Raw genomic sequence first — 23,809 nt, 5'->3', positions numbered from 1 at the left:
CGTCCAGAACCACGCGGCCAGTCTGGCGCTGCTCCCCGACGGCGACCTGGGGTGCGTCTGGTTCGCCGGTACGCAGGAGGGCGTCCCCGACATCTCCGCGTACTTCTCCCGGCTCTCCTCCCACCCCTCGCCCGGCGGCGTCTGGAGCGAACCGGTCCGGCTCTCCGACGACGCCACCCGCTCCGAACAGAACCCCCTGCTGTTCGTCACCCCTTCCGGCGCGCTGTGGCTGCTCTACACCGCCCAACTGGCAGGCAACCAGGACACCGCCGAGGTCCGGACGCGGATCTCGGACGACTCCGGCCGCACGTGGGGCCCGGTGCGTACCCTCTTCCCCGCCACCGAACGCGGCGGTGTCTTCGTCCGGCAGCCGGTCACCGTGCTGCCCGGCGGGCGCTGGCTGCTGCCGGTGTTCCACTGCGTGGCCACTCCCGGCGTCCCCTGGGTCGGCGACCACGACACCAGCGCGGTCATGATCAGCGACGACGAGGGCCGCACCTGGACGGAGCGGGCGGTGCCGGGCAGCACCGGCTGCGTCCACATGAACATCCACCCGTTGGCCGACGGCACTCTGCTCGCCCTCTATCGCAGCCGCTGGGCGGACCACGTCTATGTGTCGCGGTCCGGGGACGGCGGCGAGAGCTGGAGCGAACCGGAGCCTGGCGAGCTGCCCAACAACAACTCCTCCGTGCAGTACGTCCCGCTCGCCGACGGGCGGCTCGCCCTCGTCCTCAACCACAGCAGCGCCGCCGACGCCACCGCGCGGCGCGTCTCGCTGTACGACGAGATCGACGACGACGGGCTGGCGAGCGACGGACCGGCGAGCAACACCCCTTCTCCGCAGGCCGAGTTCAGGCCCGCCGACGGTGGCACGACGGGGATCAGAACGGCGTTCTGGGGTGCGCCCCGCGCGCCCCTCACCCTGGCCCTCTCCGCCGACGGCGGCCGGACCTGGCCGGTCCGGCGCGACCTGGAGACCGGCGACGGCCACTGCCTCACCAACAACTCCCGCGACCGGCTCAACCGGGAGTTCTCCTACCCGACGATCCTCCAGAGCCCCGACGGGGCGCTGCACATCGCGTACACCTACTGGCGGCAGGCCATCAAGTACGTGCGCGTCGCACCGGACTGGGCGGCCGATGTCTGAGCCGCGCCACGCGGTCGTCACCGGCGCCAGCTCGGGGATCGGCGCCGCCATCACCGCGCGACTCCTCGACGAAGGGTGGCGGGTCACCGCGCTCTGCCGTACCCGGCCGCCCGCCGTCGGCCCCGCCCCGCACTGGATCCCGGCCGATCTCTCCGACACCACGGGACTGCCCGCGCTCCTCGAAGAGACCGGCCCGGTCGACGCGGTCGTGCACGCCGCCGGACTTCAGCGTTCCGCCCGGCTGGGCGCGCTGTCCGCGGACGACGGGGCACTGATGTGGAGCGTGCACGTGCAGGCGGCGGCGGTCCTGCTGGACGCCCTGGTCGGACGGATCGCCGACGGCGGCCGGGTGGTGCTCATCGGCAGCCGCACGATGAGCGGGGTGGCGGGCAAGAGCCAGTACGCGGCGACCAAAGCGGCGCTCGCCGCGCTGGCACGCTCATGGGCCGCGGAACTCGCCCCGCGCCGGATCACCGTCAACGTCGTCGCCCCCGGCCCCACCGACACGCCCATGCTCAGCGACCCCGGCCGGGCCGCCACCCCGCCGGTACTGCCGCCGCTGGGCTCCCTGGTCGCCCCTTCGGACGTCGCGGGCCTCACGGCGTTCCTGCTGGGCGCGGAAGGCGGCTCGGTCACCGGCCAGACGCTGGTCATGTGCGGGGGCGCCTCGCTGTGACCGTCTCCGGTGAGCGGCCGGCGCCGTTGGCGGACATCGTGGTCGATGCCGGGTGATCCGGCCAGGCGAACGGGGAGTCGCGTACGGCGGCGAAGGACGCCGTACCGCGGGAGTCGGGGGCGGGCGGGAGTGAGCACGCTCGCCGCCCGACGACGAATCTCCGACTCGGTTCTCTAGATCCATTGCCGCACCGGCGCACGGTGCGGGATACTGGGCATCCCCCCGCCACCACCCGCTTCCCCCCACACCTTCCGTGTCCCTTTCCTGCGGACATGACCAGCTGTCGTGGGGAGAAGCCGTCCGGTGGACGCCCGTCCCCTCGATTCGCCACCGAGAGGACCCCATGCTTCGGTATCTCCCCATGATCGTGGGCGCGGTCTGCATCTACTACTGGTTCAAGACGCGTCGCCACGACTCCGTGATCGCCTCCGGCAATCCCAGACAGTCCGCGCGCTCCAAGAGGCTCGGCTTACTGCCCGTCGCCCAGCTGGACAAAGAGCTGGCCGCGCCCCCCGAGCCCGAACTGCTCGCCGCGCTCACGGCAGTCCGGTCCGGTGACTGGCGGCCGGCCGCCGCTCTTCTCGCGAGCACCGGCAGGGACTGGGAACGCCGCTCGATGTACGCGGAGCGACTCAGCGACATCGCGGCGGCGGACGAGGGCTGGCTCGTCGCCTGGGAGAAGGCCCGCCACGACGACCCGGACGCGGCGGTCGTACGGGCTCGCGCCACGGTGAATCTGGCGTGGCGCAAACGTGGCGACCACAGCGCGTCGCACACCAGCCAGGAGCAGTTCGACGGCTTCCACCGGACGCTGGTTCGCGCACGCGAGGACATCGCGCGGGCCGCCGCGCTGAACCCGCACGACCCGACTCCGTACATCACCGAGATCTGGACCGGCCTCGGCCTCGGCTACCCGCACGCGGACATGGAGCATGTGTGGGCGGAGTTGACGGCCCGCGCGCCACACCACTTCGAGGCCCACTTCAGCGCGCTCCAGTACTGGAGCGCGAAGTGGCGCGGGTCCGACGAACTGGCCCACGCGTTCGCCGCACGCGCGGCGGCGAACGCACCGCTGGGGAACCTGATGTCGGCGTTCCCGCTCATCGCGTGGTTCGAGGCCCATCTCGACCACACCGTGAAGGCGTCGGCGTACCGGAGCCCCGAGCTGACGTCGCTGGTCGACACCGCCCTCGCCGACGCGGCGGCCGCCCCGGCCGACCACCCGCGACTGGCCGAACTGCGCCATCTGCTCGCCTACTTCCTGTCCCGGCAGGGCCGGTACGACGCGGCACTGGAACAGTTCCGGCTGGTGGACGGCTACGTGAACGCGCTGCCATGGAGCTACTACGACGAGCGGTACTACGGCGCGATCCGCGAGACGACGGTCCGCAAAGCCCGCCGCACGGCAGCCCCGGAATCGGCGCGGCCACACTCCTCCTGACCCGCCGCGACGGATCGGGGACAACTGCGTGGCCCACGGTCGCCGCCTACGACATCGGGGCGGCGACCGTGGGAGGCAAGACCTACCGGGCTACGCCGAGTGCCCGCTCGAGAACGGCACGATGGCGTCGGTGCCGTCGAGGCGTTCGATCTCGCCGCTCGGCGACTGCGCCGCGCCCTGTTGGCCGTCGCGACAGACACGGCTCTGGCCTTCCTCTCCACCGCTCTGCCCGCCCGGGCGGGCAGAGCGGTCGGCCTGGGCGGGCCGCACAGCGGAGAACGCGATGCGGCGCGGCACCGCGAACTCCCCGCCGGCCTCGGCACGCCGGGGGCTCCAGGGGTCGCCGGGGCTGCTGAGGCGCGTGTCGTCGTTGGGACATGTCCCACCTGTGCCACCGGAATTCAGTGACACCCATCCGCCGCCAACGGATTCTGTGCAGCAGGTGAACTTCTCACCTCGCACAACGGAAGGCATGGGACCAGATGAGACGGATCCGCCTCGTGGCGGCAATATCGGTGGGACTGACGCTGGCCGCCGGGGCCGTGGCGCCCGTGTCGGCCGCTCCCGGCGGTGTACAGGACAGGTCGGCGGCGAGCGGCGCGGCTGCCTCGGGCAGCGTCTCCGTGCGCCTGATCACCGGTGACCGGGTCACTCTCGGCAAGGGGGGTGACGGTGGCCGGATCGTCTCGGTCGAGCCGGGAACGGGTCGTCGGGGGATCATCTTCCGGACCCTGGAGCAGGACGGTCATCTCAGCGTCCTGCCCTCGGACGCCGGGGAGTTGGTCTCGGCCGGCCGCCTGGACCCCAAGCTGTTCGACGTGACCGCGCTCGTCGCCCAGCGGTACGACGAGGCGCACACCACGGCGCTCCCGCTGATCGTGGGCGGCGCCGGCGGGAAGGCGGGCGCCGCGGTGCGGCGGCTCACCGCCTTCGCCGGCGACGGTTCCCCGGCCCGGCGTCTGGAGAGCATCGACGCCCGGGCGGTACGGGTCCCCCGCAGTGACCTCGGCGCGTTCTGGAAGCAGTTGGCGCCCGGCGGGCCGGCCATGAGCGGCGCCGCCGCCGGCGCGGCGCCCCGCGTCTGGCTGGACGGACGCGTCAGCGCGTCCCTGGACCGCAGCACGGCCCAGATCGGCGCCCCTGACGTATGGAAGACCGGTCTGCGGGGTGAGCGCGTCAAGGTGGCCGTCCTCGACACCGGCGCCGACCAGAGCCATCCCGACCTGGCGGGCCGGATCGCCGCCGCCGAGGACTTCTCCGGCAGCTCCGGAACGGGAGACGGGTTCGGGCACGGTACGCACGTGGCCTCCATCGTCGGCGGCAGCGGAAAGGCGTCGGACGGCACCCGTCAGGGAGTCGCCCCGGCGGCGGAGCTGATGATCGGAAAGGTTCTCGGCGACGACGGCTTCGGTAGCGAGTCGCAGGTCATCGCCGGGATGGAGTGGGCCGCGGCGGAGGGAGCCCAGGTCGTCAACATGAGCCTGGGCTCGGACACTCCGAGCGACGGCACCGATCCCATGAGCCTCGCGGTGAACGAGCTGAGCGAGAGCAGCGGCGCGCTGTTCGTCGTGGCCGCGGGCAACAGCGGCCCGGCGACGGGGACGATCGGCTCGCCCGGCGCGGCGGATGCCGCGCTGACGGTCGGGGCGGTGGACCGGGACGACTCGCTGGCCGAGTTCTCCAGCCGTGGCCCCCGGCCCGGCAACGACGGTGTCAAACCCGATGTGACGGCCCCGGGCGTCGGAATCGTGGCCGCCCGCGCGGCGGGCACCACCATGGGTGACCCGGTGGACGAGCGTCATACGGCGGCGTCGGGGACGTCCATGGCCACTCCCCATGTCGCGGGAGCGGCGGCCCTGCTGGCGCAGCGGCATCCCGACTGGTCGGCGGCGCAGATCAAGGACGCGCTGATCAGCACCGCCCGTACCATCGCCGGCCAGCGGGTCACCGAACAGGGCGGCGGGCGTATCGACGTGGCCGCCGCGGCGCTCGGCCCGGTGACCGCCACCGGCACCGTCGCCCTCGGCCCCTTCGAGGCGGGGGACGACCGGACCGCCACCAGGACACTGCGCTACACCAACACCTCGGACAAGGAGGTCACGCTCGCGCTCGCCGTGAAACTGGCCACCAGCGGCGGACGCGAGCCCGCCGACGGCGCGGTGCGACCGGGCTCGGACTCCGTACGCGTCCCGGCGGGCTCGACGGCCGAGGTGCCCCTCACTGTGGCTCCCGCCCGCGCGGCGCGGGGTGACTACTACGGTCATGTGACAGCGACCCCGTCGGACGGTTCGGCGCCCGTCCACACCACGCTGAGCCTGGTCGTCCAGGGCCCCACCCACCGGCTGACCGTCAAGACCTACGACCACGAGGGCAAGCGTGTCGAGGCGCTGCCGACGATCTGGGGCGCCGACGGATTCGTCGGGTACACGAGCACCGACCCGGCCGTCGCCGAGGTCGAGGAGGGCACCTACCAGCTCAACTACTCCTCCCTGGACAAGGCGCGGGACGGAGAGGAACTGCGCCATGTGGTCCTGCCCGAGGTGAAGGTCACCAAGGACATGACCGTCACGCTCGACGCGCGCCGCACGACCCTGGTCGACATCCGCACGCCCCGCCCCGCCGAGCAGCGCGGGATCCTCAGCTACCAGACGTACCGGCAGATCGACGGACACGGTCTGATCCAGGGCACGATGTACTTCGACCTCGCCAAACGCCTGTACGTCAGCCCCACCCCGGCCGTCACGGACGGCACGTTCGAGTTCGCCTCCCGCTGGCAGCTCACCGCGCCTCTCCTGGAAACGGCCGTGCCGGGCACCGATCTCGACCTCGGCGCCTACTACATGCCCTCATCGGCCCTGTTCGACGAGCGGGGCGAGCGCCTGACCGCCGTCGACGCGGGTGACGCGAGGGCCCCGGCGTTCGGCAAGGTACGCGGCAGACTCGCCGTCCTCACCAACGAGGACGGCGCGAGCGAACGGGATCTCGTCGAGAAGGCGGCGGCCGCGGGTGCCCGCGGTCTGATGCTCGTCCACTTCTCCGACATCGCCTGGACCCGCTGGCGGCCCGACGGCGAACGGCTGGCCCTGCCCACCGTACGGATCGGCGCGAGCACGGGCGCCGAGCTGCTGAAGCGGATCAACAAGCGCTCCACCACGGTGCGGTTCACCGGCACCGCGCGCAGCCCGTACCTCTACGACGTCATGCAGGTGTCCTCGCAGCGGATCCCGGAGCGGGTGGTCCACACCGTGTCCGAGCGGAACAGCGCGGTCGTGCGGAGCACGTACGCCGACAACGGCGGCTCGCCGTGGGCGGCCGAACAGCGCTTCGCCCGGCGCCCGTACCAGGACTTCGTCTGGAACCAGTACACCCGCCATGTACCGACCGGCTTCGAACGCACCGAGTACGTCAGCGGGGGAGACACCAGTTGGCAGCACCTGGTGCACTACGAGACCACCTTCGATGTCGACATGCCTCTGAGGGTGGGCCTGGGCGACACACCCCGCACCTACCGGCCGGGCGAGCGCGTGGCCGAGACCTGGCAGGGGGCCGTCGTCCGGCCGTCGATTCCGCGCGGTACCGCGACCCCCTCGGTCCGCGAGGGGAACGTACTGGCCCTGCGGATCCCGGAGTTCACCGACTCGACGGCCGGGCACCGGTCGCGGCTGCTCCTCGGTGGCGGCGGGATCGGCTCCTCCGGTAGGGCGCCGGCCGGTGAATCGGGTGACACAGCGTCGGCCGTCCTGTACCGCGACGGGAAGAAGACCGCCGAGGCCGACAGCGCCTGGACGGACTTCACCGTGCCGTCCGGCGCGGCGGACTACCGGCTGGACCTGAAGACGTCCCGGACCTCGCCCGAGTGGGCGTACGGGACAGCCACCGACACGTCGTGGTCGTTCCGCTCCGGCGCCGCGGGCAAGGCGGCGACGCTGCCGCTGCTCCAACTCGACTACGACGTACCGGTCGACGCGGACAACGCGGTCGGCCGCGGCCGGTCGCACACGGTCGGGCTCACCGTCCGCGCCCAGAACGGTCTGGCCGCGCCACGCGGTGTGAGCGTCAAGGTCGAGACCAGCCACGACGACGGAATGAGCTGGGAGCGGGCCTCGGTCGAGAGCCGCGGCGCGGGCACCTTCTCGGCGAAGATCGGCAGACCGGACCGGCAGCACGGCGACGCGTACGTGACGCTGCGCGTCACCGCGGAGGACTCCTCGGGCAACCGTGTCCGGCAGACCGTCGAACGCGCCTACCTGCGACGCGGATAGCGGGAGAGGGGTTCTGCTCTGAGCACCGGTGGGCGGGCGGCGGCGAGCACCCGCCCACCGGTGTGCGGTACACACGATGCAGTACGGTATGAATTATTCGAAGGTGCGTGCATGTGAGCGCATGGGGGCCAAGGTCTCAGGAGGGCGCCGTGGCGCTGGAGGCCGCCGGGGTATCCGCAGCCGAGGAAGCCGTGTACCGGCTGCTGATAACGACCGGTCTGCTCACCGCCGTCGACGTCGCCGACCGTCTCGGGCTGGACGTCGCGGAAGCCCGTGACGTGCTTACCGGTCTCGCGGCCAAGGGCATGGCCAGCCACACCGACGGTCTGCCGCGCCGGTACCGGCCCACTCCCCCGGACGTGGCGCTCACCCCTCAACTGAAGCGCAACGCGGACGCGTTGGACCTGGCGCGTATCGAGGTCACCAGTCTCCTGGAGACCTACCGGGACACCGCACGCCGTCAGGACCCCGGCCGGCTCATCGAGGTCATCACCGGCGGCGAGGCCCTGCGCCAGCACCTGCGGCAGATCCAGGCGAGCGCGCGCGACGAGATGCTCTGGTTCTGCAAGGCCCAGTACGTGGCGATGCCCTCGGGCAGCAACAACGCGGAGTTCGACGCGCTGGGCCGTGGCGTGACCTACCGGGTGCTGTACGAGAAGGCCTTCTTCGACGACGAGGGCGCGGTGGACAACGTCGTGGAGGGCGTGCGCGCCGGGGAGATCGCCAGATCCGTGCCCCATCTGCCGTTGCGCCTCGCCGTGGCCGACCGTGCGATCGCCATCTGCCCGCTGGTTCCCGGGGGGCCGCACGGCAGCCCGCACGAGCCGACCACCGCGCTGGTCCGGGACAGCAGCCTGCTGGCCGCGCTCATCGCCCTGTTCGAACGCTACTGGGAGGACGCCGTCCCGCTGGACGTCGACGACTCGGGCGCGGTCACCGGGACGGACGGCGCCGGAGCGCCGGACCCGCTCTCCTCCATCGACAGACGTCTGCTGTCCCTGCTTGTCGCGGGCGTGGCCGACAAGGCGATCGCCACCCAGATGGGGCTGAGCCGGCGCACCGTGCAGCGCCATATCCAGCACATGATGGATCTCGCCGGAGCGACCACGCGGATGCAACTCGCCTGGCAGGCGGCCCGGCGCGGCTGGCTGTGACCGGTCCGCCGTCCTACGAGGACGCGGTGGTGGCCCCGGCGGGCGACCGGTCGGCGTCCGGCTCCTGCGGCGGGTCGGTGAGCTGCTCGCGTACGTAGTTCCAGACCACCGCGATCAGCGCGGCGAGCGGTACGGCGAGCAGGCTGCCCACGATGCCCGCCAGGCTGGCACCCAGCGTCACCGCCAGCAGAATCACGGCCGCGTGCAGGCCGAGCCCGCGGCTCTGGATCATGGGCTGGAACACGTTGCCCTCCAGCTGCTGCACCAAGATGATGATCGCCAGCACGATCAGCGCGTCCGTCGGGCCGTTCGACACCAACGCGATGAGTACCGCGACCAGTCCGGCGAACAGGGCGCCCACGACGGGGACGAACGCGGAGACGAACGTCAGGACCGCCAGCGGGAGTACGAGGGGTACGCCCACGATCCACAGGCCGAGACCGATGAAGACGGCGTCGAGCAGACCGACGAACGCCTGGGAGCGCACGAACGCGCCCAGCGTGTCCCAACTGCGGGCGGCGACCACCGGGATGTCGGTGGCGAGGCGGCCGGGCAGCTGACGGGTCAGCCAGGGCAGGAACCTCGGTCCGTCCTTGAGGAAGAAGAACATCAGGAAGAGCGCCAGGACGGTGGTGACGACGCCGTTGACCACGGTGCTCACGCCGGTGATGACCGTGGTGACCATGCTGCCGACGCTGTCCTGAAGGCGGGCCATGCCGGTGTCCAGCGCACCGGTGATCTCGTCGTCGTCGATGTTCAACGGCGGCCCCGCCGCCCACTCGCGCACCTTGTCGATGCCGTCGGTCACTCCCGTCGTCAACTCGCCCGACTGGGACGCGACCGGGACCGCGATCAGCGCCACGACGCCTGCTGCGGCCACCAGGAACAGCACCGTCACGACTGAGGCGGCCAGGGCCGGACGCCAGCCGTGCCTGCGCAGAAAACGGGCCAGCGGCCAGGTCAGCGTGGTCAGGAGCAGGCCGACTATGAGCGGCCAGACGACCGACCACATCCGCCCCAGAAGCCAGAGGGCGACCCCGGCGGCGACGAGGACGACCAGCATCTCGACGGAGACACGGGCTGATGTGCGGAGCGCCGCGCGGGTCTTGGTTGAACTCAACGTGACAGACATGGAGGTCACCCTATGGGCACCGCGACACACCGCTGGACCGCGCTTACGGACGGCCGGACGGATCGGACTCGAAGCGGGGCGTGGGCATCGGAGTGCGACTCGGACCGCTGCTTCGCGGGTACGTCTGGAGACACGTCTCGCGGACGGGGGGCGATGGGCGATGGGGGGAACGTGGTGCCGGCTCTCTCGATCTCGATCCTGGCGGCGCTCGTCTCGCTGGGGTCGTTGATCCTCGCGTACGCGTCGGGCCGCCGGGCCCATATGCCCGTCCTTCAGTTGCGTGGTTCACCGCGGGGCGGTGTCGGGTGAGCCCAAGTACGCACGGGTTCATCGCGCCGGCCGCTCGGTGCACAGCTCCTGTACATCAAGCACGAGGACGGTTTCCACGCCCTTGTCACCGACGGCTGGGCCTGGTGCGCCGGGTGAGAACCGGCCGACCGTCGATGTCTGTCGATGCCTGTCGATGCCTGTGGCTCGTGCAACTAGCCGTTGCGAAACGGTCCTTGAGCGTCGCGTTCAGGGGGAGGCCGGTCGAACAGGCCGAGTTCCTCGGCTTCCGGGGCTTCGAAATGCTCCGCGTACTCCTTAAGCTTTTCGCGGGTCACCGGGACGCTTCCCCAAGGGCCCTCCGCCGTACGGGATTCGAGCCGTGCGCTCAGTTCGTCGAGCGACGCCGTGAGGTGGTGCAACTCGACCGCGACGCCGAGCGCACGTGCGGTCAGTCGTTTCTCATCGCGTTCCCGGCGGTCCCAGAAGCCGTACTCCAGGATCACGCTCCGGCCGATTCCCAGAAATTCCTTGGCGTGACTCCACAGCCGCTTTTCGAGACGATCCCGCGCCTGTTCGTCGTACGGGTCCAGGCCGAGGTCGGTCAGCCACTCGTCCGGGCACAGCCGCACGGCGGGGACAACCTGGGCGAGGTGCCTGGCCAGCGTCGTCTTTCCCGAGCCCGGGAGCCCGCACAGAAGAATCAACGTCGGCCGGACCGCTGAGAACGTCCCCGTCACGTCAACCATGCTCACTCCTCGGTCCGGGCCGTCAGCGCGGCGGGCCGACGATGATCTGGCCGTACATGTCGGCGGCTTCCGCCATGCGTTCCCGTGAGATCTCGAAGCCTTCGGGGCGGGGGGACGCCATGTCGCGTCCGGCGTGGCGGAACATCCCTTCGATACCCGCCGGCGTACACATCATCAGCAGGTCGGCGGTGTCGGAGGTGATCCGGTATCCGTGCGGCACGTTGCGTGGCAGGTAGACGATGCCGCCCTCCGACAGTTCCATCTCCTGATCGTCGCACCACAGCAGCGCGGTGCCCTTGAGCAACATGAAGACCTCGTCCTCACGGGTGTGCATGTGGTACGGGGGCGCCTCGCCCTTGTTCACGGTGAACCGTCCGACGGTCAACTGACCGTCGGTGGTGGCGCTGTCCAGGAGTACCGCGAGCTGCCCGCCGTCCAGCCATTCGAGCTTCTGCTGCTGATCCGGCTGTGCGAGATAGGGCATGGTCACGGCGGTGTCCGTTCCGTACGGTCGGCGGGCGCGGTGCCACAGCCGATGGGCGGTGAGGGGTGAGCGTGGTCCGCCCAGTCTCGCGCCGCGACCGGGACTCGGTGCGGCGGCACGCCTGGCGCGGGCTCCGGTCTCGTCCCGGGGCCGGTACACCCCCCGCGCGCGAGGTCCCGCTCCGGACGGCCGGCGGCACTCACAGCTGGAGGACTCCCACGACCACCGCCGCCACTCCGGCGAGCAGCAACGAACCGTCGAAACGGGCGGTCGCCACGAGGTCGCGGCGGCTGTCCGCCAGGTCCAGGGTGAAGACCGACGGGTCGGTGGGCAGGTAGTGAACCGTCACGTCGCGCCCGCGCGAGCGGCTCGGGTCCGCGAGGTCGAAGGGGCAGAAGCTGGTGACGTCCGTACCCTCGCGGGTGGTGAACGTGACAACCGGGTTGAAGGCGACGAACGTGCCGTCGTCGTCGGTGTGGACGGACTTCGTCACGGAGACGATACGGCCGGGAACGGTGGGCCCGGCGGTCAGCTCGGCGACCCGGCGCCTCGCCGCACCGACCTCGCGGTGGAAGGCGATCACCGTCGCGACGGTCCACGGAACGCCCACGCCGAGCAGCGCCCACGGGTAGCCCCAGGTGAGCGCGGCACTGGTCACCACTGCGGCGTACACGAGGAAGACCGCGCAGTTCGGCCGGCCGACCCCGTGCCGGCCGTACGACAGATCGTGGGTGAGCGCGAAGTCCTCGGGCCGGCCAGGTCGGTACCGTATCCCGATCTCCCGACCCTTCCACGCGGTCTCGATCACATCACCGGGCCTGTCCTTGCCGGGGAGGGTGAACTCCGCGCCGGTGGAGGGGTCCTGGAAGAAGACCACCACCGGTATGCCGTTCGCCCCCTGGCCACCGTGCACGGGCGGCTCGATCTCCACCATGCGCCCGGGAACCCGCACCGTGCGCTGGGCCCGGGTCACCCCGGCCAACGACCGTCCGTATCCGACGACCGCGAGCCCACCGAGCACCACGCACCACCAGACGAGGACCTCTTGCCCGTACATCCGCCCCACACCCCCATCACCCCGACAAGGGGGCGCCTACAGGACGCCTGCCCCGGCGAGCCCGGTTCGGAGCAACCTACCCGCCTCCGGTGTGTACGGAGCCTTCCTCCCGCGGCCGCGGCCGACGGTCCGGTCGCGTCAACTCCTCACTCGTGCGCGGGAAGCCGGGCCGCGGTGGTCCGCGCAGCCGGGTGAGCATGGGGCCGTAGTGGTCGGCGCAGAGGATGCCCTCGACCCCCACGTGGTGGCCGGCGTCGCGCCCGGACATCCCTCACCGCCGCACGTCTCTTGGCATGCCCGGCTCAGGAGCGGACACCCAGTCGCGGGTGGCGAGTTCCAGGGCCAGTTCCGCGCAGCGCACTCGGGCCGGGGAGAAGTCGTGGGGCAGCTTGGTGACCGCATCGAACGCGCTCATGCCACCATCCTTGGCACCCGGCTCCGGTGTTTCTTCGGCGTCCTCGGGGTGAGCGGCGTCCAGGGCGTCGAGGAGTGCTGCTTCGTCCTCCGCGATCCCTGACTCTTCGATCGTCGCCATCAGGATCGCCTCGAAGGCGTGGCGCTGGGCGGCCGTCTCGGCGACGCGCGGGTCGCCGACGGCGACGGTGTCGTCGAGTGCTTCCTCGGCGGTGTCCACGCGGTCGGACTCGGCCCGGAGTTCGGGATGGGTGGCCAGCGCGATGAACCGGGATGCCTGCACAGCCGCGCCGAGAGGGCCGAAGATCCGCTCGGTGACGAGCAGGGTGTCCAGGTCCGCCTGGCGCAGCGAGCCCTCGGGAAGATTCTTCAGACGGCCGGTGACTGCCTCGGAGAGCAGGCCCATCCGGCTGCCCTCGGCACGCATCCGCCGCACGCGGGCCCGCTGACGGGCCAGCTCCGCCTCCTGGGCGGCGAGGGCCTCCTCCAGCCGGGCCAGGGTGGCCTCGATGCCGTCACCTTCACTTACGCCGGTCCCGGTCCCGGTCCCGGCCACGGTGGCGGTGGCGGTGGCGGTGGCGGTGGCGGTGAAGGCTTCACGGATGTCGTCCAGGGCGATTCCCGCGTCGGCCATCCTCCGGATCCACAGCAGCTGCACCACGTCCTGCAAGCCGTAGCGGCGACGGCCGTCGCCGCCCCGTCCGGGCTCGGGGATCAGGCCCACGTCGTGGTAGTGCCGGATCGCCCGCGGTGTCGTGCCCACGAGGGCCGCCACGTCACCGATCTTGGACTGTCGCGAGACGAAGAAGGACATGGGCATCAGTGAAGGACCTTTCACGAACGAACGAACGAACGAGCGAAGACAGCTCCACCTGATCACGTAACGCTACGGCAGGTGCAAACCTGCACCTGCCCTGAGCGTCGAACCGTCCCGAACAGCACCAGCCCCCCCGTCCGCATGATCACGAAGCTACGGCCAACTCCCGAGTTCAGGAACAGGCTCAGCTGCGCAGGAACGCCGACAGGCCCGTCGTCAGCCGTTCGATGTCTTGCGTGTTGTTGTACGGGGACAGGCCCACGCGCAGGCCCCCCGCGGCTCCCAGACCGAGGTGGCGGGAGGCCTCCAGCGCGTAGAACGAGCCTGCGGGTGCGTGGACTTGGGACCGGGCGAGGAAGCGGTAGGCGTCCGCCGCGGCCCTGTCTTCGAAGGTGAGCAGCATCGTGGGGGTTCGTAGCGCCGCGCGGGAATGCCGTGTCACGCCGTCGAGTTGGGACAGCGCCGCCTCGACGCTCTCGCGCAGGGCCGTCTCGTGAACCTCGATCGCCGCGTAGGCGCGGCGCAGGCGCTCACGCCGGTCCCCCGCCGTGCCGGGGGCGAGATCGGCGAGGAAGTCCACGGCGGCGCGGGTGCCCGCGAGGGCTTCGTAGGGCAGGGTGCCCAGCTCGAAGCGCTCCGGTACCACGTCGGTCGACGGCCCGGGCTTGTCCGGCCGCAGGGTCTCCAACAGCTCGGGGGAAGCGGCCAGTACGCCGTGGTGGGGGCCGAAGAACTTGTACGGCGAGCAGACGAAGAAGTCCGCGCCCAGCGCCGCGACGTCCACGAAGGCGTGCGCGGCGAGATGGACGCCGTCGACGTACAGCAGCGCGCCCGCGCGGTGGACCAGGTCGGCGATGGCCGCGACGTCCGGCCGGGTCCCGATCAGGTTCGAGGCGGCGGTCACCGCGACCAGGCGCGTGCGGTCGGTCAGCAGGGCGCCGACGGACGCCACGGGCAGTTCGCCGGTGGCCGGGTCGAAGTCCGCCCAGCGCACCACGGCACCGGCTCGCTCGGCGGCCTGTATCCAGGGGCGGATGTTGGCGTCGTGGTCGAGCCGGCTCACCACCACCTCGTCGCCGGGAGCCCAACTCCGGGCCAGTACGCGGGAGAAGTCGTAGGTGAGCTGTGTGGCGCTGCGCCCGACGACGATGCCCGTGTCCCGCGCGCCCAGCAGGTCGGCCATCGCCCGCCGGAAGTCGCGGACGATCGTCTCGGCGTTGGTCTCTCCCGGCGCGACGGAGCCCCTGACCGACAGAGGATTGCTCAGCGCGTTCCTGATGGCCTCGATGACAGGGGTGGGCGTCTGCGTACCGCCGGGACCGTCGAAGTGCGCGACTCCCGCGCGCAGCGCGGGAAACCGGGCGCGCAACGCGTCGACGTCAAAGTCGGTCTCGGTCTCGGTCTCGGTGTCGGTGTCGTACGGCATGAGGTCCCCTGACCACGCTCGGCCCGGAGCGCGTATCCCGGCTCCGGGCCGATCATCGCAGACGGGGGTGACATCGCACTCCGAGCCGCAGGCCACCGCCCCGGCCCCCGGCGCGCTCACTGCTCGTACGACTCCACCTCGGCCACCGGACGGGCTTCCACCCGCTGCGGATCCTCGCCGGAGTCCGCCTCGGCCCTACGCCGCCGCAGCAGGTCCCAGCACTGGTCCAACCGCTGTTCCAGCACCTGGAGCCGCTCGCGTTCCGCCGGGCCGAGGCCCTTGCCGGGAGCCTGCTCGCGGAGGCGGTGTTCCTCCGCGACCAGCGCGTCGATCGTGTGCAGAATGTCGTCCGCCATGGCTGCCTCCGCTGTTGTGGGCCGCCGCCCGGTCGCCCGCTCGCCTCCGCTCAGAGCACCTCCAGCGGTACCGGCCCACGGACGGGTGGGAAGGCTTCGTCGAGGGCGGCGAGGTCGTCGTCGGTCAGGGTCAGTGAGAGCGCGGCACGGTTCTCGCGGACGTGTTCCGCCCGGCCCGCGCGGGGGATCGCGATCACGTGGCTCCGGCGAAGGACCCAGGCCAGTGCCACCTGTGCCGGTGTTGCCTCGTGCCGGTGTGCCACGGCTCGGAGTGCGGGGGCGGGCAGCAGCCGTCCCTGTTCGACCGGCGAGTAGGCCATGACCGGGACGCCGCGCTCGCCGCACCGGGGCAGCAGGTCGTACTCGATGCCGCGCCGGGTCAGGTTGTACAGGACCTGATTCGTGGCCATGGCGTCGCCGCCCGGCACCCCGGCCAGCTCCCACAGGTCGGCCGGGTCGAAGTTGCTGACTCCCCAGTGGCGGATCTTGCCCGCGCGGAGCAGTTCCTCGAACGCGGCGACCGTCTCCTCCAGCGGTACGGCGCCGCGCCAGTGCAGGAGGTAGAGGTCGATCCGGTCGGTACGCAGGCGTTTCAGGCTGCGTTCGCAGGCGTTGACGGTGTCCATCCGGCCCGCGTTGTACGGCAGCACCTTGGTCACCAGGAAGGCCTCGTCACGGCGAGCGGCGAGGGTTTCCCCGACCAGTTCCTCCGCGGCGCCCTGGCCGTACATCTCGGCCGTGTCGACCAGGGTCATACCCAGGTCGAGTCCCAGCAGCAGGGACTCCTTCTCACCCGCCCGGCGCGCGGGGTCCTGTGCCCAGCCCCAGGTGCCTTGCCCCAGCACGGGAACGTGTTCCCCCGAGGGGAGCGGGACGGTGCGGACGTCCTGTGTCGGTCCCATCGGCGGCCCCTCCTCTCGTGCTTCTTCAAGGCTCTCACCGGGGCGCCGCCTGTCAACCGCGGCGGTCACGTCGCGCGTCCCTCACCCACGTCGTCACGTCAACCGTGAGGGACCTCATGACCAGCACCGGCTCACTCAGCGGTCCCACCCGCGCTCCATGGACCGGCGCCCCGGGTGTCGCGCTCGCCACCGGCCTGGCCCTGGGGGTGCTCACCAATCTCGCCCAGGGCCGGCGCCCCGGCACCTGGAACCAGCTCGCCGACTCCGGCGCCGTCTGGCGCCTCGCGGCGTTCGCGGTCTGCGCGGCGCTGCCCCGGCGGACGCCCGTGGGTACAGCCGCCGCCACCGGACTGGTCACGGTGGTGAGCCTGGTGGTGGGCTGGCTACTACGGGTACGCCGAGTTCGGGCGCGCCGGCATGGGCTCCCCGCTCCGGCCTCTCGTCCGGACCGTCCTGTACGCCTGGACGCTGCACTACGCCACCCAGGCGTGGACGTGCCTCGCGCTCATGGCCGTCCTGCCGCTCGCGATGGCCCGCACGACCGGTGAACGCGTACGGACCGCGCTCACCGCCGCGCTCTTCGCACTGATCGCGTACACCGTCCTCTACGCGGGGATCCTCGACCGCGTCTCCGCGTAACACGGCACGTCTCCGCGTAACACGGCGCGCCTCCACGTGACACGCCGTCTCTGCACGCGACACCGGTCGGCGTGTCCGATCAGGGACGAAGGGGATCAGGCCGGACCGATCCGGCCGGACCCGGAGACGGCCGAGACACGACCTTCGGGGGCGCGGTCCCTTGCACCACGCAGTGGTCTAGACCTAGCGTGTGCCACTTGCGGCCCGTCCGTCTCGTACAGAGGACCGATCTGTGATCGACATCGTTGTTGTACTCCGCGCCGAAGACGCCGTACTCGACTTCCTGTCCGTTCTCACCGACGGAGAGACCGCCCTCGTCCTCGCCGATCACGGCCGGACACTCGCCTTCCCCGCCGGGAGGAGCCCGGCCGAACGGCTCGGGGACATCGCGCGCCACGTGCGTCCGGCCGACGAGGCGGCGGGGTCGCCCGGTCCCGTCCCCCTGGCGGAGCTCGTACGCGAGGTGGCCGGCGCCCGCGACGCGCGCGTGTGGACGCACTCACCGGCGGACAACCGGCGCAGCCGGGGCAAGGTGGGCCGGGACACGGCGATCGGCTGTGCGGGCCGCGAGGTGCGGCACGCCGTCGGCTATTCGCCGTTTCTCCAGGTCGTGAGCGACTTCGACCGTTCGCTGAACCGCGAACTGATCGCCACGAAGCTCGACTTCGTCAACCGGTCCTGCGAGCACCTGCTCACGGAGCAGTCGGCGGAGTACGTGGTCCAGACACCCCGCATACCGGCCACCGAGCGCTTCTTCCACACCGATGCCGACGAGCGCGAACGGCTCTTCGCGCTGCTGGCGAGCCTGGACGACGAGGCCGCCTCGATCCCGGATCCCTGGGAGTTCGGCAGTTCCCCGTACGAGAAGGACCGGCTGGACGCCACCGCCGCCTGGGTGCTGGGCCATCACGCCGGGACCGGCGGGTCCCTGGTGGAAGTGGGCGCGTGTGAAGGCGCCCTGACGCACCGTCTGGTCGCGGCGGGCCTCGCCGTTCACGCCACCGAGCCCAACCCCCTGTTCAGGGCGCGTCTCACCGAGGCCGTGCGGGGCACGGAGACCGTACGCGTATCGGCCGAGGATCTCGCGGAACTCACCGGGGCGGGCCGGCCGCGCGCCGGAGCGCACCTGCTCATCGAGATGCTCTACTACGGCCAGGATCTCGCCCTGCTGGACCGGCTGCCGACCGACCACGTGTTCGTCGCCCTCGAACCGGACGCCATGGACAGCCGCGTACGGCCCTGGCTCGCGGCGTCCGCGACCTGGCAGGAGGTGGAGAGCGTCCATCTGGTCCCGCCGCGCGTCGAAACCGTCTGCGCGGGTCGCGCCTATCTCATCAAACGCGGCAGCGACGGGCTCCTCCTCCGACGCACCGCCGGCTGAACGCCCGCATGACGCACCCGAATCCGGCCGTTCCGACTCACGGGGCGGACATCTACGACGTATGTGTGGGGCTCGGCTACCACTGCGAGACGACCTACCAGCTCCGCCGTATCACCGGGAACGAGTCGGCGCACTTCTTCGACTGGCTCGACCTCGACTTCGACGCGGTGGTCGAGCTCATCTCCGAGGACTTCGCCCACGTACTGCGTCCGGGGCAGGTGGAACCCTTCAGCGACGGGCTCTGCGCCCTCGACCGCGGCTCGGACATCCGGTTCTTCCACGACTTCCGGCCGGCCGACGGGCAGCTCCTCACCCAGGACGACATCGACAGCCAACTCGACGGTGTCAGAGCCAAGTTCGAGGCGCTCGCGGAGCGCTGGCGCGCCCTCGCCGACTCCCCCGCCCATGTGCTGTACGTCCACCACGACGCCTTCGACGAATGCGTCGCGAGGGATCTGGCGGGGCTGCGTCATGTGATCGCCACCGCGCACCCCGGGCAGCGGTTCTCGCTGCTGTGGCTGCGCCGCACGCCGCCCGCCGACGCCGCGGACCTGGCCCCGGGAATCTCGTGGGGGACGGTGGCGGAGGCCCCCGGCCGCTGGGAGGGCGACGACGCCCAGTGGGACGAGGTGTTCAGCGCCGTACGGATGTCGCCCGATCCTCTTTGGCCCACCCCACAACCGAGGAGACACCCCGCATGACTCCCGCACGCCCCGCCACCGTGATCCTCTCGCCGCACTTCGACGACGCCGTGCTCTCACTCGCGGGGCTCATTCCCCAGCTCCCGGGCCCCGTCACGGTGGTGACGGTGTACGGCGGCGAGCCCGGGCCCCACCACCCCGTCTCCTGGTGGGACAGCGTCTGCGGGTTCTCCACCGCTCGTGAGGCGTACCGCGCCCGCCGCGTGGAGGACGCGCGGGCCTGCGCGCTCCTGGGGGTCGAGAGCGTCTTTCTGAACCATCCCGACGGCCCCTACGGCGACGGGACGGAGCTGACGGCGATCGACCGTTTCCTGGCCGAACTGGCTCCGGAGACGCTGCTGTTGATACCCATCGCCACCAATCAGCCGGACCATGAGAAGGTTCGCGACCGTGCGCTGGCGGTGAGCGGGAACCTCGGCCGCCCGCTGCCGCTCGTCTACGCCGACCTCCCCTACACCGGCCATCTGAACGAGTGGGGATCCCCCGGAGCCGATCACGCGCTCAGCGGCAGTCACCTGTACGGCCTCGCCTACCAGGACATGACGAGCCGTCATGAGTTGCGCCTCGCCCATGACCTCACGCTGACGGATGACCAGTGGGCCCTGAAACGTGACGCGGTGCTCTGCTACGGCTCCCAACTCGCCCCGCTGGCCGCCGACCACGGCATGATGCTGGCCCGTACCGGGCCGTTGCGTGCCGAGCGCATCTGGTCGCTGGAGCCGGGGGCCGGGAGCACCGGAGGCGTCGGGAGCAGCTGACAGACGTACAGGGGCGGTGGGTTGGTGTGCCGCGAGTCGGCAGGCCGCGGCCCGGCGGGTCGTCACCAGCGGTACGAGCGCGGGGGCTCCTGGCCGGGCGGCGGCGTGCCGGTGTCGCGATTCGCCGTACCCGCCCCCGCCCCCGTCCAGGTCGGCGGACCGGGAACCGTACGCGCGACGCCCGGTGCGCCCGGCCCCTCCGTCACGTCCGGACGGTCCGTCTCACGCTTCCGGGCAGGGGTCTCGTTCCACTCGCCGTCCCCGAGGACCAGGAGCGGGTCGAACATGACGACCACACCGGCCAGCAGCAGGAAGACGAGCGGACCGAGCAGCATCGGGAACATGATCGAGGGCAGTGAGTCGGCGAAGGCCCCCGTGCGCGGCGCGCCGCCGGCGAGGTGCACGCTGATCGCCGCCATCCCCGTGTAGTGCATTCCGGTCACGGCCACGCCCATGATGAGGCTCGCGAGGAGGCTGGGGAAGAAGCCGCGGACGGTGACGGCGGCCCACAGCGCGGCGGTCGCGGCGACGACGGCGATCACCACGGAGATCGTCACGATCGTGGTGTCGTAGTGGAGTCGGCCCTCCAGGCTCATGCCCGCCATGCCCAGGTAGTGCATCGCCGCGACACCCAGACCGGTGATGACTCCGGCGGTGACCAGGACGGCCGGGGCGCTGCCCCGGTAGCCCACGATGAAGACTCCGACGCTGACCACGAGAACCGCCACGGCGAGGCTGGCGACCGTGAGCGGGATGTCGTAGCTGATCGGCGACTCGCGGACCTGGAAGCCCATCATGGCGATGAAGTGCATCGTCCAGATGCCGGAGCCGATGGACGCCGCCCCGAGCGACAACCACCCGGGTTTGAAGGACTGTTCCGCCCGGAGTGAGCGGGTGACACAGCGCAGTCCCAGCGCGCCGCCGAGACAGGCCATCACGAATGCCGCGATCGGCGTGATGACCCCGTAGCTGAATCCGTCAACCGTGCCTTGCATGTGCAGCACCCCTGTTCCTCACACCTGTGGAGATGATGTGTAGGCGCCCACATGACCGAATTGCAACCCTCATGAGCCAATAAAGCATGAACTCCGCTGCGCAAACAGCCCGTAGCGGCTGAAAATCACCCGGTGCCGGGCCGGGACGGCCACACGCAGGGGGAGCCCATCGAGTCGCGGATGACGGTCGAGATCTCGCCGAGCGCGCGCAGCTGGTCCGCGCGGATCGGGTCGAGGACGAGCCGGCGGACGGCCTCGACATGGCCCGGCGCGGTGACGAGGATCTTGTCGTGACCGGCGTCGGTGAGGGTCGCGACCGTGACGCGGCCGTTCTCCGGCGAGGGGCTGCGGCCGACCCAGCCGCGCTTCTCCAGCGTGGACACGGCGTGCGAGAGGCGCGACAGGGAGCCGTGGGCCAGGACCGCCAGGTCGCTCATGGGGAGGGTGCGCCCGGACGCCTCGGAGAGGCCCGCCAGCACCAGATAGCCGAAGAAGCTCACCTTGGCGTCGCTCTGGAGCTGCGCGTCCAGCGCGCTGACGAGACCGAGGAGCATGCCGCTGAACGGCACCCACGACTCCAGCTCGGTCGCGGAGAGCCACGGCGTGTCGTCGGCCGGGGCCGCCTCGTCCGGCATGGGACCATCGTAGCTGCTTGTTTGAGACTTCAAGCGTGAGCAGGATGGTTGTCGGTTGACATCTCAAGTCAGGAGCGGATCATGTCGCTGAAGATCGCGATCATTCTGGGCAGCACCCGTCCGGGCCGCAACGGCGAGGCCGTCGCCAAGTGGGCCCACGAGATCGCCGCCCGGCGCACCGACGCGGAGTTCGAGCTCGTCGACATCGCCGAGTTCGAACTTCCGCACCTGGACGAGGCGGTGCCGCCGACGATGGGGCAGTACGCGCACGCCCACACCCTGGCGTGGTCGGCGAAGATCGCCTCCTTCGACGGCTACCTCTTCGTCACTCCCGAGTACAACCACTCGACCTCCGGCGCCCTGAAGAACGCCATCGACTTCCTCTACGGCGAGTGGAACAACAAGGCCGCGGGCTTCGTCAGTTACGGCAGCGTCGGCGGCACCCGCGCGGTCGAGCATCTGCGTCTGATCATGTCCGAGCTCCAGGTGGCGACCGTACGGGCCCAGGTCGCCCTCTCCCTCTTCACGGACTTCGAGAACTTCTCCACCTTCAAGCCCGGTGAGCACCAGAAGGCGGCCCTGGACACCACGCTCGACCAGCTCGTGAGCTGGACCAAGGCCCTGCGGACGGTCCGTACCGACGCCTGAGACAAGATCGTTCCGGGGATCGGGTCCGGCGGAGCCCGCCCACCGGGTCCGCCGGACCGATCCGGTGACGTCGCTACGTCCGGGCCCCGCCCATGTCCAGCCACACGCACGTGTCGGTCGGCACCCGCTGCCCGCCGGTGTCCCGCAGCAAGGGTCCGCTGGCGAGCAGGACTTGGGCCCCGGCCGGGACCGTCACCGGCTCGGCACCGATGTTGACCAGGCAGCGGAAGCCTCCCGGCCGGTCGAAGCACACCGTGTCCGCGCCGGCGTTCGTCAGGGCCAGGGTCTCGGGGAGTCCCACCAGTCGCGCGCGGCGCAGTGCCAGCGCCTCGCGGTAGAGCGTGAGGACCGACTCCGGGTCGTCGAGCTGTGCCTCGACCGACATCGCGGCCCAGTCGGCAGGCTGGGGCAGCCACGGGGCGGCCGGGGCGCCGTCCGGTGAGAAGCCCAGCGACGCCGTGGCCCCCGTCCACGGCAGGGGTACACGACAGCCGTCCCTGCCCCGGTCCGCCCCCAGCGAACGGCGGAACGTCGGATCCTGGATCAGGGCGTCGGGGATGTCCCGCACCTCGGGCAGGCCCAGCTCGTCGCCCTGGTACACGTACACCCCGCCCGGCAGGGCCATGGTCAGAAGCGCCGCGGCGCGTGCCCGGCGGCGGCCGAGGACGGGATCGCTCGGGTCGGCCAGGCGCTTGTCGCCCATCTCGAAAGAGGTGTCCTCGCGTCCGTAGCGGGTGACATGGCGGATGGTGTCGTGGTTGGAGAGGACCCAGGTCGGGGGCGCGCCGACCGGCAGGTGCGCGGCGAGCGTGCCCTCGATGACGTCGCGCAGCGCCGCCGCGTCCCAGGCGCAGCACAGGAATTCGAAGTTGAAGGCGGAGTGGAGTTCGTCGGGGCGCAGGTAGCGGGCGAACTGATCGGGCGTCGGCAGCCACACCTCGCCGACGAAGGTGCGCCCGCCGTCGTAGCTGTCGAGGATCTTGCGCCATTCGCGGTAGATCTCGTGGACGGCGTCGCAGTCCTGGTAGGGCAGATCGGTGAGGTCCGGGTCCGGGCCGACATCCGGCAGGCCGGGCTTCTTGGCGAGGCCGTGGGCGACGTCGATACGGAAGCCGTCCACGCCCTTGCGCAGCCAGAAGTGCAGGATGTCCTCGAACTCGGCGCGTACGTCACGGTGTTCCCAGTTGAGGTCGGGCTGTTCGGGGGCGAACATGTGCAGATACCAGGGGCCGGGGGTGCCGTCCGGCTCGGTGACCCGCGTCCACGCGGCGCCGCCGAAGTACGACTGCCAGTCGTTGGGCGGCAGTTCGCCGTCCGTGCCGCGCCCGGGGACGAACCAGAAGCGGTCGCGCAGGGGCGATCCCGGCCCGTCCGCCAGCGCCTGCCGGAACCAGGGGTGCTGGTCGGAGCAGTGGTTGGGCACCAGGTCCACCAGGACGCGCAGGCCGTGCGTGTGCGCCTCGGCGATCAGGGTCTCGGCCTCGGCGAGGGTGCCGAAGCGGGGGTCGATGTCCCGGTAGTCGGCGACGTCGTAGCCGCCGTCGGCCATCGGGGAGGTGTACCAGGGCGTGAACCAGAGTGCGTCGACGCCCAGTTGACGCAGGTACGGCAGCCGGTCGCGGACACCTGCGAGGTCGCCCGTGCCGTCGCCGTCGGCGTCGGCGAAGCTCCGTACGTAGATCTGGTAGATCGCGGCGTGCCGCCACCAGGCGGTCGTGGACGGGGTGGCGGTGTCGGTCACGGGGACTCCTTGTGGGATGAGGGGTCC

At 71.2% G+C, this 23,809-nt stretch carries 23 protein-coding genes and 1 pseudogene; 12 read left to right on the top strand and 12 right to left on the bottom strand.

What is annotated here, in order from left to right:
• The 3 genes from P3L51_RS24005 to P3L51_RS23995 all read left to right on the top strand — a co-directional run.
• On the top strand, window positions 1-1,147 hold a 1,147-nt coding region (locus P3L51_RS24005), incomplete at its 5' end, for a sialidase family protein (protein ID WP_354607346.1).
• A complete protein-coding gene (locus tag P3L51_RS24000) occupies window positions 1,140-1,823 on the top strand; it encodes an SDR family NAD(P)-dependent oxidoreductase (protein WP_354607345.1) in 684 nt (227 codons plus the stop codon). The genes P3L51_RS24005 and P3L51_RS24000, both read left to right, overlap by 8 nt.
• Window positions 1,824-2,166: 343 nt before the next feature.
• A complete protein-coding gene (locus tag P3L51_RS23995) occupies window positions 2,167-3,264 on the top strand; it encodes a hypothetical protein (RefSeq protein ID WP_354607344.1) in 1,098 nt (365 codons plus the stop codon).
• A gap of 90 nt (window positions 3,265-3,354) precedes the next feature.
• On the opposite strand, the gene P3L51_RS23990 is transcribed toward P3L51_RS23995, so the two are convergent.
• Window positions 3,355-3,561, bottom strand: coding sequence for a hypothetical protein (locus tag P3L51_RS23990; protein ID WP_354607343.1), 207 nt, complete (start codon window positions 3,559-3,561; stop codon window positions 3,355-3,357).
• Between the two features lie 185 nt (window positions 3,562-3,746).
• Here P3L51_RS23990 and P3L51_RS23985 point away from each other — a divergent pair, with 185 nt between their 5' ends.
• Both P3L51_RS23985 and P3L51_RS23980 read left to right on the top strand, forming a co-directional pair.
• On the top strand, window positions 3,747-7,526 hold the full coding sequence (locus P3L51_RS23985) for a S8 family peptidase (RefSeq protein WP_354607342.1): 3,780 nt from the start codon (window positions 3,747-3,749) through the stop codon (window positions 7,524-7,526).
• A 149-nt stretch (window positions 7,527-7,675) separates the two neighbouring features.
• Complete coding sequence (locus P3L51_RS23980) at window positions 7,676-8,680, top strand: helix-turn-helix domain-containing protein (protein ID WP_354607348.1); 1,005 nt, start codon at window positions 7,676-7,678, stop codon at window positions 8,678-8,680.
• A gap of 13 nt (window positions 8,681-8,693) precedes the next feature.
• On the opposite strand, the gene P3L51_RS23975 is transcribed toward P3L51_RS23980, so the two are convergent.
• Entirely contained in the window at window positions 8,694-9,812 is a 1,119-nt protein-coding gene (locus P3L51_RS23975; protein WP_354607341.1) for an AI-2E family transporter, read from the bottom strand.
• A gap of 153 nt (window positions 9,813-9,965) precedes the next feature.
• Between P3L51_RS23975 and P3L51_RS23970 the strand changes: the two genes are divergently transcribed.
• Window positions 9,966-10,121: a hypothetical protein gene (locus tag P3L51_RS23970; RefSeq protein ID WP_354607340.1), complete on the top strand. Its 156-nt coding sequence runs from the start codon at window positions 9,966-9,968 to the stop codon at window positions 10,119-10,121.
• Between the two features lie 173 nt (window positions 10,122-10,294).
• Here the strand turns inward: P3L51_RS23970 and P3L51_RS23965 are convergent, their stop codons facing one another.
• The 7 genes from P3L51_RS23965 to P3L51_RS23935 all read right to left on the bottom strand — a co-directional run bounded on the left by P3L51_RS23965 (window position 10,295) and on the right by P3L51_RS23935 (window position 16,284).
• Window positions 10,295-10,828, bottom strand: a complete 534-nt coding sequence (locus P3L51_RS23965) for a P-loop nucleotide/nucleoside kinase family protein (protein WP_354607339.1) — start codon at window positions 10,826-10,828, stop codon at window positions 10,295-10,297.
• Between the two features lie 22 nt (window positions 10,829-10,850).
• Entirely contained in the window at window positions 10,851-11,312 is a 462-nt protein-coding gene (locus tag P3L51_RS23960) for a cupin domain-containing protein (RefSeq protein ID WP_354607347.1), read from the bottom strand.
• A 199-nt stretch (window positions 11,313-11,511) separates the two neighbouring features.
• Window positions 11,512-12,369 (bottom strand): DUF3592 domain-containing protein, encoded by an 858-nt coding sequence (locus tag P3L51_RS23955; protein ID WP_354607338.1) that lies wholly within the window; start codon window positions 12,367-12,369, stop codon window positions 11,512-11,514.
• A 271-nt stretch (window positions 12,370-12,640) separates the two neighbouring features.
• A complete protein-coding gene (locus P3L51_RS23950) occupies window positions 12,641-13,603 on the bottom strand; it encodes a MerR family transcriptional regulator (protein ID WP_354607337.1) in 963 nt (320 codons plus the stop codon).
• A 181-nt stretch (window positions 13,604-13,784) separates the two neighbouring features.
• The gene (locus tag P3L51_RS23945) at window positions 13,785-15,026 is read right to left on the bottom strand and encodes a cysteine desulfurase-like protein (protein ID WP_354607336.1); all 1,242 of its coding nucleotides are present in this window, start codon (window positions 15,024-15,026) and stop codon (window positions 13,785-13,787) included.
• Window positions 15,027-15,142: 116 nt separating this feature from the next.
• Window positions 15,143-15,382: a DUF2630 family protein gene (locus tag P3L51_RS23940; protein WP_354607335.1), complete on the bottom strand. Its 240-nt coding sequence runs from the start codon at window positions 15,380-15,382 to the stop codon at window positions 15,143-15,145.
• 50 nt (window positions 15,383-15,432) lie between these two features.
• Window positions 15,433-16,284, bottom strand: a complete 852-nt coding sequence (locus tag P3L51_RS23935; RefSeq protein WP_354607334.1) for an aldo/keto reductase — start codon at window positions 16,282-16,284, stop codon at window positions 15,433-15,435.
• A 116-nt stretch (window positions 16,285-16,400) separates the two neighbouring features.
• On the opposite strand from P3L51_RS23935, the pseudogene P3L51_RS23930 reads away from it, so the two are divergent.
• From P3L51_RS23930 to P3L51_RS23910, 5 genes and pseudogenes are all read left to right on the top strand, one after another.
• Window positions 16,401-16,610, top strand: a pseudogene (locus P3L51_RS23930) (DUF6518 family protein); the annotation flags it as partial.
• A gap of 91 nt (window positions 16,611-16,701) precedes the next feature.
• On the top strand, window positions 16,702-16,923 hold the full coding sequence (locus P3L51_RS23925; RefSeq protein ID WP_354607349.1) for a hypothetical protein: 222 nt from the start codon (window positions 16,702-16,704) through the stop codon (window positions 16,921-16,923).
• A 232-nt stretch (window positions 16,924-17,155) separates the two neighbouring features.
• Complete coding sequence (locus tag P3L51_RS23920) at window positions 17,156-18,304, top strand: class I SAM-dependent methyltransferase (protein WP_354607333.1); 1,149 nt, start codon at window positions 17,156-17,158, stop codon at window positions 18,302-18,304.
• 8 nt (window positions 18,305-18,312) lie between these two features.
• The gene (locus P3L51_RS23915) at window positions 18,313-19,005 is read left to right on the top strand and encodes a DUF1796 family putative cysteine peptidase (RefSeq protein ID WP_354607332.1); all 693 of its coding nucleotides are present in this window, start codon (window positions 18,313-18,315) and stop codon (window positions 19,003-19,005) included.
• Window positions 19,002-19,763 carry a PIG-L deacetylase family protein gene (locus tag P3L51_RS23910; protein ID WP_354607331.1) on the top strand — a complete coding sequence of 254 codons (762 nt, stop codon included), beginning with the start codon at window positions 19,002-19,004 and terminating at the stop codon, window positions 19,761-19,763. The genes P3L51_RS23915 and P3L51_RS23910 overlap by 4 nt, the downstream gene beginning before the upstream one ends.
• A gap of 62 nt (window positions 19,764-19,825) precedes the next feature.
• Here the strand turns inward: P3L51_RS23910 and P3L51_RS23905 are convergent, their stop codons facing one another.
• Window positions 19,826-20,758, bottom strand: a complete 933-nt coding sequence (locus P3L51_RS23905; RefSeq protein ID WP_354607330.1) for an MHYT domain-containing protein — start codon at window positions 20,756-20,758, stop codon at window positions 19,826-19,828.
• Window positions 20,759-20,883: 125 nt separating this feature from the next.
• Entirely contained in the window at window positions 20,884-21,393 is a 510-nt protein-coding gene (locus P3L51_RS23900) for a MarR family winged helix-turn-helix transcriptional regulator (protein ID WP_354607329.1), read from the bottom strand.
• 81 nt (window positions 21,394-21,474) lie between these two features.
• Between P3L51_RS23900 and P3L51_RS23895 the strand changes: the two genes are divergently transcribed.
• Window positions 21,475-22,041: an NADPH-dependent FMN reductase gene (locus P3L51_RS23895; RefSeq protein ID WP_354607328.1), complete on the top strand. Its 567-nt coding sequence runs from the start codon at window positions 21,475-21,477 to the stop codon at window positions 22,039-22,041.
• A gap of 73 nt (window positions 22,042-22,114) precedes the next feature.
• Here the strand turns inward: P3L51_RS23895 and P3L51_RS23890 are convergent, their stop codons facing one another.
• Window positions 22,115-23,782, bottom strand: a complete 1,668-nt coding sequence (locus P3L51_RS23890) for a glycoside hydrolase family 13 protein (RefSeq protein WP_354607327.1) — start codon at window positions 23,780-23,782, stop codon at window positions 22,115-22,117.
• Window positions 23,783-23,809 lie beyond the last annotated feature (27 nt).

The sequence above is a fragment of the Streptomyces panacea genome, assembly GCF_040560175.1.
GTDB lineage: Bacteria > Actinomycetota > Actinomycetes > Streptomycetales > Streptomycetaceae > Streptomyces > Streptomyces panacea.
The sequence above is the reverse complement of the archived record's forward strand: the minus strand, read 5'-3'. Positions and strand labels throughout refer to the sequence as shown.